Below are 10,087 nucleotides of genomic sequence, written 5' to 3'. Positions count from 1 at the left end.
TTTTTCAATTAATTCGTTCAAGTCCTTTTCATTCGGTTCAGGACAATTCGTTGGAAATGTAGGTTCTCGTTCAGAATACTTTTCTTTTATATCTTCAAATGTCATTTTTTGGTAAATTGTGTACAACTGGTTATATCCAATCAAATATATTGATTTTTGGTTATATTTTTCCGGATAAAACAAGTTTTTTGTTGGCTTTATCTTCTTTGTTTAATTTCTGTAATGCAATGTCTAATGGGTTTTGTATTTCCATTAAATCTTTCCTTTTAACATGCGTGTAAATCATTGTAGTTTCTGGTTTGGCATGCCCTAACAATGATTGTATATACCTAATATCAACTCCATTTTCTAACAAATGTGTTGCATAACTATGTCTTAACGTATGTGGCGTTACTGTTTTTTTAATATTAGCTTTTATGCAACTTTTCTTTAAAAACTGTCGCACACTTTCTGCACTATATTTCCCGCCTTTTTGCCCTTCAACAAAATAGAATTTTGGTTGATAAGAATAATAGTAATTAGAAAGTAATGGAATAAAACTATCTGCTAAACTAATATACCTGTCTTTTCTACCTTTGCCATTTTTTATAATTAACTGTTTTCGTTCAATATAAAAATCAGTCAATTCTAAATTGATCAATTCACTAATTCGTAATCCACAAGAATAAATTAAAACTAAAATAGCTCTATGTTTTAGGTTTTGGGTGCTTGCGATAATTCTTAACACTTCTTCTTGAGACAAAACACTAGGTAATTTTCTCGACTTTTTAGGCCTTTCTAAAATCAAATCATTTATTTCTGTATGCGGATAAAATACAATGAAAACCTTTAAAGCACTTATAAATTGCCTTTGTGTACTAATCGAATAGTTTCGCTCTAAAAAAACTTTTTCAATAAAAAGTTCTACAGCTCTATTTGTTAGATCCTCTAAAGGTGTTTTAGAATGGAAATTTATAAAATCAGCTATAAAAAAAGTATACGTTTGTATGGTGCTTTTACTGTATCGTTTTCCTTTTAAAAAGAGATAAAAACTATTTAAAAGTTTTTTCTGACTTTCGGTTAGATTCCTTTTAAAAAGCTTTTTTTTAGTAAGTTTAGAAGTGTCAACTTTTGTAATCCCCTTAAAAAGCGTAAGAATAGTTTGTACATTTTCTTCAGAGTAGTTTACGTACCACGTTTGTAAACTTTTACTCCAATAAGAACCCTCCATAGATCTTATCAACGCAATTAATCTATCGTGGTAAGAAAAACGAACCAAAAGTTGGCTTTTTTTTCTATGAACCTTTTGTTCTAAAAAAATAGTGGGTAATTTTTTCAATCTTTTTTCTTTTTTTTAGCACAATAAATATACTAAAAAATACATAAAATCAATGTTTTTTAACGTTTTGTTTATCAGCTATTTATAAAGAGTGCTTTTACATGCTGATGGAATTTGAGTTGGGTCAGCATGCAATAATTTTTCCATCAGTATGCAATCATAGTTGCGTGCTAAGTACAAATAGAAAAGACTTATTTAAAGCAAATACTTCTAATTGATTTGCATCAAAAAAAAAGAAACTTTAGTAAGGTGTTTTTATAAAAGGATGCTTAATGTGCCTCCAACCAATTTTCACCCAAACCAATTTCTACATCTAAAGGAACTGCCATAGTAAAGGCATTTTCCATTTCGTATTTTATAATAGGTTTTATCGTTTCTAGTTCATCTTTATGCGCATCAAAAACCAATTCATCATGCACTTGCAATAACATTTTAGATTTGAAGTTTTCTTTTTCAAATCGATTGTGAATGTTAATCATTGCCAACTTAATAATATCTGCTGCAGAACCTTGAATAGGAGCGTTAACAGCATTACGTTCTGCTGCTCCACGTACAACAGCATTTCTAGAATTAATGTCTTTTAAATACCTACGACGTTTTAAAACGGTTTCTACATACCCTTTTTCTCTGGCAAAATCTACTTGGGCAGCCATATAAGCTTTCAGTTTTGGATAGGTTTCATAATAAGTGTCTATCAATTCTTTAGACTCGCTTCTAGTCAAATTAGTTTGATTACTTAATCCAAAGGCAGAAACCCCATAGATAATTCCAAAATTTACTGTTTTTGCATTGCTACGTTGTTCACGAGTTACTTCATCCAAAGAAACGTTAAACACTTTTGCAGCGGTAGAAGCATGAATGTCTTCGCCGTTTTTAAACGCATTCATCATCGTTTCTTCTTCGCTTAATGCCGCAATAATTCGTAACTCAATCTGGCTGTAATCTGCTGCCAATAACACATGGTTTTCATCTTTAGGAACAAATGCTTTTCGAACTTCTCGTCCGCGTTCTGTTCTAATAGGGATATTCTGTAAATTAGGATTGTTAGAACTCAAACGTCCTGTTGCGGCAACTGCTTGCGCATAAACCGTATGAATTCTTCCTGTTTTTGGGTTGATTTCATTAGGTAGCGCATCTACATAAGTGCTTTGTAATTTTTTATACTGACGATATTCTTGAATGTCTCTTATAATTTGATGGTCTTTAGCGAGGTAAGATAAAATATCTTCACCGGTTTTATATTGACCAGTTTTTGTCTTTTTAGGCTTGTCAACCAATTTTAAATTTTCGAACAACACAATTCCCAATTGTTTGGGCGAACCAATATTAAATTCCTCCCCAGCTTGTTCGTAAATTCCTTTTTCCAAACGGTTGATGTCATTGGTTAAGGCAACAGACAATTCTTTTAAGAAATGGGTATTTACATTAATTCCTTCAATTTCCATAGCTGTTAAAACCGATACCAAAGGCAACTCAACATCGTTAAATAATTGGGTAACATTGCCACTTTCTAACTCACTGGTAAAATGTTGTTTTAGTTGATAGGTGATGTCTGCATCTTCTACAGCATATTCAGTTTGATCTGCAATAGGAACCACTCGCATAGACAACTGATTTTTGCCTTTTTTACCAATCAAATCAGTAATTGAAACAGGTTGATAATTTAAATACGTTTCTGCCAAAACATCCATGTTATGGCGCATATCTGGGTTGATCAAATAATGAGCAATCATGGTATCAAACAACTTTCCTTTTACAGGCATATCATAATTGGATAATACTTTGATATCGTATTTTAAATTATGACCAATTTTTTCAATTTCCGATTCAAAAAACGGTCTAAATTCTTCTAAAATGACTTTCGTTTCTTCTTGGTCTTCTGGAAAAGAAACGTAATATCCTTTTCCTGATTCGTATGAAAATGCAATTCCGATTAACTCTACTTCTAAGGCTTTTAGACCTGTAGTTTCCGTATCAAAACAAACCGAAGTTTGCTGCATTAATTTATGCAATAATAATTTGCGAGATAGAGGAGCGTCTATATGTTGATAAAAATGATTGGTGGTTGAAATAGTTTTAAATCCGGATGCAGATTCTTCTTCAGAAACGCTTCCAGTTCCTGGTGCAGCAAACAAATCAAACTGACCTTCTATAGTTTTTGGTTGTTGGTTTTTGGTTGATGTTTTTGATTCTTGAGTAGACGAGTTTTCTTTTGTATTTGTTTTTACTGCATTTTCATTAGTAAAAGTTCGTAAGAAATTGGTTAATAGATTTCTAAACTCTAAATCGTTAAAAATTTCGGTTACTTTTTCTGTATCTGGTTCATCTAAAGTAAAATCTGTAGCATCAAAATGTACAGGAACATCTAGCATAATTGTAGCTAGTTTTTTAGACAATAAACCCAATTCTCCATTGGCTTCAACTTTTTCTTTCATTTTTCCTTTCAGCTGATCTGTATTAGCCAACAAACCTTCCATAGAGCCAAATTGCGCTAAGAATTTTTTGGCCGTTTTTTCTCCAACTCCAGGTAAACCAGGAATGTTGTCTGCAGAATCTCCCATCATTCCTAAAAAATCAATCACCTGTTCAGGAGTTTCTACCCCAAATTTTTCTTGTACTTCAGGAACTCCCCAAATGTCGTAACCACCTCCAAAACGAGGTTTGTACATAAAAATATTATCAGAAACCAATTGTGCAAAATCCTTGTCAGGAGTTACCATAAAAGTTTTGTAACCTTCTTTTTCTGCTTGTTTAGAAAGTGTTCCAATTACATCATCAGCTTCAAACCCTTCTTTTACCATAATAGGGATATGCATCGCTTTTAAAATCTCATAAATGTATGGTACAGCCACTTTAATAGCTTCTGGAGTTTCATCTCTATTGGCCTTATAAGCTTCAAAAAGTTCTACTCTATCCGCACTACCACCTTTGTCAAAACAAACTGCTAAATGATCGGGTCTTTCTCGTTTAATAACATCCAACAAAGAATTCATAAAGCCCATTATTGCAGAAGTATCTAAACCTTTAGAGTTGATTCTTGGGTTTTTGATAAAAGCATAATATCCACGAAAAATTAATGCATAGGCATCAACTAAAAAAAGCCTTTTTTGATCTGACATTGATTTATTTTTACGATTAAAAATGATACTGATTTAGAAATGAGTGATGTATTAAATAACACCACAGACTCAGCAGTAAAGCTACAAAACTTTAACAAGACCTTAAAATTCAATAGCTACTTAAAGCGCTATCTTTGTTAACATTTAAAAATATTCTATGCCACGTTGGGTTTTACCTCTCATCATTTTAACTGTTATTGTTGCTCTTGTAGAAATTTATTCGTTTCAGGCTTTTAAAACAGTTTCTAAAAACAAACTAATTCGGTATTCTTTTTTATTGATTAGTATTGCTGTATATATTAACTTTTTCATCACAATATTTACTTATTCTAGGAGCGATGGACAAACACCACAATTTCAAATGGCAATGGGACTCTTGTTAACGGTTTCTATACCTAAATTAGTACTCGTTTTTGTATTATTTGGTGAAGATGTATATCGATGGATTTTAAAACTAATTTCTGCGATTTCATCAACAGAAAGACAGCCTTTAGCAGGAAGAAGAAAGTTTATTTCTCAATTGGCTTTAGGGTTGGCTGCAATTCCGTTTGCATCATTTATTTATGGTATCATTCAAGGAAAATACAATTACAAAGTTCTAAAATATCAGTTGAGCTTTAAAGATTTACCTGATGCTTTTGATGGTTATACTATTACCCAAATCTCAGACATTCATTCTGGGAGTTTTACCAATAAAGAAAAGATACAATATGGTGTAGATTTAATCAATCAACAAAAATCGGATGTATTGTTGTTTACAGGTGATATTGTAAATAATAAGGCTGATGAAATGGATGATTGGATTGATGTTTTTGATAAGTTAGAAGCAAAACAAGGAAAATATTCTATTTTAGGAAACCATGATTATGGCGATTATATGGATTGGAAAAATCCGCAAGAAAAAATAGATAATTTTCAGGCAGTAAAAGAGATTCATCAAAAAATTGGTTTTGATTTGTTGTTGGATGAACATCGATATTTGGAAAAAGACGGACAGAAAATTGCGTTGTTAGGAGTAGAGAATTGGGGAAAAGGATTCAACCAAGCAGGAGACTTACAAAAAGCTGCTGCTGGTGTTCGTAAAGAAGATTTTAAAATTTTAATGACACACGACCCAAGTCATTGGGAGTATAAAGTAAAACAAGACGATTTTAATTATCAGCTCACCTTAAGTGGTCATACCCACGGATTGCAAATGGGAATTGAAATTCCTGGCTTTTTTAGATGGAGTCCATCTAAATATGTCTACAAACAATGGGCAGGCTTGTACCAAGAATTTGACAGGTATATTAATGTAAATCGTGGTTTTGGGTATCATGCTTTTCCTGGACGAGTTGGAATTTGGCCAGAGATAACTGTGATAGAATTGAAAAAAGCCTGATAATCAATGCATTTAAATGCTTTTATTTATATTTGTGTATATAAGAAGTAATAATATTATCGTTTTTCCCCCTTAAAAACTTTACATTATGGCAAAATTTGGTGAATTAATTAGTGTTCAAAAACCAGTTTTAATCGATTTTTATTCAGATTTAAATGATGGTGCAACTACAATACAAACATTAAGAGATGTAGCTGCTGCTCTGGGTGACAGCGCCAAAGTAATTAAAATTGACATCAAAAAAAATGAAACCTTAGCAGAGGCACTTCGTGTAAAAGGAAATCCTACTTTTATGATTTACAAGAATGGTGAAATGAAATGGCGCCAAACAGGATATCAAGAAGCAGATGCTTTAATTAATTTGGTGCAAAAATACATTTAGTTTTTCTGAAGCGTTTTTTCAGTTTTTTACAATTATTTAATGCTTGAGAATGTAAACCCTTTGTTTGAAAATTCTTTGAGCAATCTTGGTAAGGCATATTGCATTCTTTCTGCAGCTTTTATACTATCATGAAATACGATAATACTTCCTTCTTTGGTGTTTTCTAATACATTTTCAAGACATTCTTCTTTAGAAATATTGATGTTAAAATCTGCTGATAATACATTCCACATGATAATTTCATATCCTCTTTTGATGAGCTTTTTTGCCTGTTTCTTTTTTATTTTACCATAAGGAGGACGAAAAAGTTTTGATTTTTGAGCATAGTTTTTTGAGTGGTTCAATTTCTCGATTTCTTTAGAAATTACTTCTTCACATTCTAAAATATTTTCTAAATATGTTATTGTATTGGTTTTCCAGCCTTTTAAATGGTTTTGAGTATGATTACCAATAGCATGACCATCAGCAATGATTTGAGCAAAAATATTAGGGTATTTTTCAATGTTTTTTCCAATACAAAAAAAAGTAGCTTTTGCATCGTATTTTTGTAATTCATCCAATACAAATTGAGTGATTTCTGGAGTAGGACCATCATCAAAGGTCAAGAAAATTTCTTTTTTCTTCGTATGAAAACGCCACGTGTATTTTGAGAAAAGTTTCATTACAACACGTGGCGTTCTGGGGAAATATGCTTTCATTTAAAACGTATTATTCTTCATCTTCATCAGGAATTAGATGATTAAATAGTTTTACTGTATTTACAAAATCGGTTTGCAACTTATCTAAATATGCTTTGTCATTATCACCTTCTTGAATTTGATTCAGTACGTTTCTATACATGTACAAAGTAGTATCAATTTCATCAAAGATTAGGTTTGCATCTTCCATAGAAAAAGTACTCAGCCAAATAAGTTTTTCTTTGAACAAGCGAATTAAGGTTTCTGCTGTTTGTCTTGCCTTATCGTTGCTTTTTAGATTGTAATACATTTCAGGATACCCTATAGATAAACTGTAGTGATCAAAATCTTCTATAGGCATTTTATCTAGAGATAAATTAAGAACTTCTATTGCTTTTATAGTATCACCCTTTTTAGCAAAGGCTTCAGATAAACGCATTAAGCTGTTGCGTTTAGAAATGGCATTTCTTTTGGTTTGTTCGTCTAAATAAATTTCACCACTGTTAATGTTTCTCCATTCCCATTTTTGAATGTTGTTGTACATTTTTTCAGGATCAATTCTACCCATGTCAAACAAACTTTTCTTGCCCATTGGTGTTCTAATAGGAACCAATTTGTAGGCTAATCCATCTAACTGTAAGAAATCTTTTAACCAAATATATTCTTCGTCAGCATTTGCACCACCAGTAAAATAAATTGGTTTTTCCCAATTGTTATTGGCTAAAATGTCTAACATTAAAATACGGTTTTTAAAGAGCGCTCTATCATCAATAGTAATATCGATATAGGGTAGAATTTTATCTGCATCTTTTTGAGCAACAATACCGTTTTCTAATACTTTTTGTCTGTTAACAGGAATTCTAATTTTATTAGTAGGGTAGTACTTTTCTTTTTGTCCGTTTTCAGTTTCTACATAAGTAGCATCACTATCAGAAGCAATCCAGCGCATAAAATTTTGAATAGTCATTACAGAATCTTTATAACGAGGATGTGCAACATTGTAGGCTACATCTAAAGTTCCGTATTTGTATTGATCATGTTTTAATTGCGATGGAATAGGGTCTGCTTTGTAAGTTTTTCGCTTCATTTGATCTATATACCAATCTGTAGCAAATAAACTTGTGTTTATTAATTTAATATCAGTTCTAATGCCTTCTACCTCTTGCATGTACCAAAGAGGAAAAGTATCATTATCTCCAATAGTAAACATAATAGCATTTGGGTCACAAGACTCTAAATACGCTTGTGCATTTAAACGTGTAGTATACCTGTCAGAACGATCATGATCGTCCCAGTTTTCTGATGCCATTAAAGCAGGAACAGCAACTAAAGAAACCAATGTCACTGCCAAAGCTATTGTTTTTTTAGATGCAAAATTCTTTAAGTATTCGTACAATGCCAATACTCCAAAACCAATCCAAATGGCAAAAATGTAAAAACTTCCAACTACAGCATAATCACGTTCTCTAGGTTCAAAAGGTTTAGGGTTGGTGTAAAATATAATAGCAGCACCAGTAAATAAAAAGAATAGTAAAAGTGTAAAGAAGTTTTCTTTATCCCATTTTATTTGAAATAATAAACCGATTATCCCCAAAATTAATGGTAAAAAGTAGTATTTGTTTCGTCCTTTATTTTCTAAAACTTGACTCGGTAATTGTTTTTGAGAACCTAATCTTGCTTCGTCAACAATTGGTATTCCACTAAGCCAGTTTCCATTAAAAATATCTAAGTTTCCTTGAATATCATTTTGTCGTCCAACAAAATTCCACATAAAATAGCGTCCATACATATATCCAAACTGAAAACTCATCATAAATTTTAAGTTTTCTCCAAAAGTAGGCCTACGTTTACTGTTGGCAGGAATACCTGCAATTTGTTTGTAGTATTTTTCTGATGCAGGATTGACCATTCTTGGGATAAATCCTTTGTGTTTATCCGTCCAATTCGGAACAACATTTTCGTAGTTGTTTACAATTTCATACCTACCATTTCTTTTTTCATACTTAGGCTTGTCATCTTTGTATGGTTTGTTTCTGTCTTGTTCTCTAGCATATGAGTTAGAGTAGTAAGTGTCGTAAAAAACGTTAGCATCACCATACTGTTCACGTTCATAGTAAGCTAACAGTTCTCGAGCACTTGAAGGATTATTTTCGTTAATTGTTGTGTTTGCATTTGCTCTTATGGGTAACATCATCCAAGAAGAGAAACCAATCATGATAAATAATACAGAAAGAATTAAAGTATTTGTATGCACTTTGTTTTTCTTTCTGGTATACTTTAATCCAAAATAGAAACCAGTAATTAGAATAATGGCTGCTATAATACTTCCTGAGTTGTATGGTAGCCCAATAGAATTGATAAAAAATAGTTCTGAAGCACTAAAGAATTTTAAAGTAAAAGGAAATATAAATTTAAAAACCAATACTAAAACTAATACTGAAATTATTGTGGCTATAGCTGTAGTTTTAATATTGATTTCTTTATAGGTTTTAAAGAAATATACCATCACTATAGATGGAATTACCAATAAAGAAAGAATGTGTACACCAAATGATAAACCAACTACAAAGCTGATTAAAATCAACCATTTGTTGCCTCTTGGAGTATGGATTTCGCTTTCCCACTTTAATCCTAACCAAAATAAAATGGCCATTAAAAATGATGACATAGCATACACTTCTCCTTCAACGGCACTAAACCAAAAACTATCAGAAAAGGTATACGCTAAAGACCCTACAATACTGCTGCCTAATATAGCAATGTATTTTCCTTCTGAAATTTCACCTGTTTTTAAAGCTAACTTTTTTGCTAAATTGGTGATTGTCCAAAACATAAATAAAATGGTAAATGCACTTGCTAAAGCAGACATAAAGTTTACCATTTTTGCTATTTCAGAAACATCTGAAGTAAACATGGCAAAAAATGCACCCAGCATTTGAAAAAGTGGTGCTCCTGGAGGATGCCCAACTTCTAATTTTACAGCGGTAGAAATGTACTCGCCAACATCCCAAGCACTTACAGTAGGTTCTAAGGTTAAGCTATAGGTTATTAAAGCAATTGCAAAAGTAACCCAACCTAAGATGATGTTCCATTTTTTAAAATTTGCTGATGTCATAATTCAAAATAATATGTGGGCGAATTTACTAATAAATATGAATAAAAACAGAGGTTCTGTCTTTTTTAAAGCCAAAAATTCCTCACAAAAGTTTG

The 10,087-nt window shown here is 31.9% G+C and carries 6 protein-coding genes; 2 read left to right on the top strand and 4 right to left on the bottom strand.

Annotated features, from left to right (window positions below; translation table 11 throughout):
• Positions 1 to 160: 160 nt before the first annotated feature.
• Positions 161 to 1,318, bottom strand: coding sequence for a tyrosine-type recombinase/integrase (locus FP421_RS14870; RefSeq protein ID WP_159951968.1), 1,158 nt, complete (start codon positions 1,316 to 1,318; stop codon positions 161 to 163).
• 269 nt (positions 1,319 to 1,587) lie between these two features.
• Positions 1,588 to 4,437 (bottom strand): DNA polymerase I, encoded by a 2,850-nt coding sequence (gene polA, locus FP421_RS14865; protein ID WP_159951967.1) that lies wholly within the window; start codon positions 4,435 to 4,437, stop codon positions 1,588 to 1,590.
• Positions 4,438 to 4,594: 157 nt separating this feature from the next.
• Between polA and FP421_RS14860 the strand changes: the two genes are divergently transcribed.
• Together FP421_RS14860 and FP421_RS14855 are read left to right on the top strand one after the other, a co-directional pair.
• Complete coding sequence (locus tag FP421_RS14860) at positions 4,595 to 5,818, top strand: metallophosphoesterase (protein WP_159951966.1); 1,224 nt, start codon at positions 4,595 to 4,597, stop codon at positions 5,816 to 5,818.
• Between the two features lie 88 nt (positions 5,819 to 5,906).
• Entirely contained in the window at positions 5,907 to 6,200 is a 294-nt protein-coding gene (locus tag FP421_RS14855) for a thioredoxin family protein (protein ID WP_159951965.1), read from the top strand.
• 32 nt (positions 6,201 to 6,232) lie between these two features.
• Here FP421_RS14855 and FP421_RS14850 read toward each other — a convergent pair whose 3' ends face one another.
• Both FP421_RS14850 and FP421_RS14845 read right to left on the bottom strand, forming a co-directional pair.
• Positions 6,233 to 6,898, bottom strand: coding sequence for a polysaccharide deacetylase family protein (locus tag FP421_RS14850; RefSeq protein ID WP_201288864.1), 666 nt, complete (start codon positions 6,896 to 6,898; stop codon positions 6,233 to 6,235).
• Positions 6,899 to 6,908: 10 nt separating this feature from the next.
• Entirely contained in the window at positions 6,909 to 9,992 is a 3,084-nt protein-coding gene (locus FP421_RS14845) for a glycosyltransferase family 117 protein (protein WP_159951964.1), read from the bottom strand.
• Positions 9,993 to 10,087 lie beyond the last annotated feature (95 nt).

The organism is Polaribacter septentrionalilitoris, assembly GCF_009832745.1.
Lineage (GTDB): Bacteria > Bacteroidota > Bacteroidia > Flavobacteriales > Flavobacteriaceae > Polaribacter > Polaribacter septentrionalilitoris.
Note: the sequence above shows the minus strand (reverse complement) of the source record. Positions and strands in the feature narration are given on the sequence as shown.

What these genes read in the sequence shown, in the direction of transcription:
- FP421_RS14860 (WP_159951966.1), top strand. Translation starts at nt 4,595, where the DNA reads ATGCCACGTTGGGTTTTACCTCTCATCATTTTAACTGTTATTGTTGCT.
- FP421_RS14855 (WP_159951965.1), top strand. Translation starts at nt 5,907, where the DNA reads ATGGCAAAATTTGGTGAATTAATTAGTGTTCAAAAACCAGTTTTAATC.
- FP421_RS14845 (WP_159951964.1), bottom strand. Translation starts at nt 9,992, where the DNA reads ATGACATCAGCAAATTTTAAAAAATGGAACATCATCTTAGGTTGGGTT.
- polA (WP_159951967.1), bottom strand. Translation starts at nt 4,437, where the DNA reads ATGTCAGATCAAAAAAGGCTTTTTTTAGTTGATGCCTATGCATTAATT.
- FP421_RS14850 (WP_201288864.1), bottom strand. Translation starts at nt 6,898, where the DNA reads ATGAAAGCATATTTCCCCAGAACGCCACGTGTTGTAATGAAACTTTTC.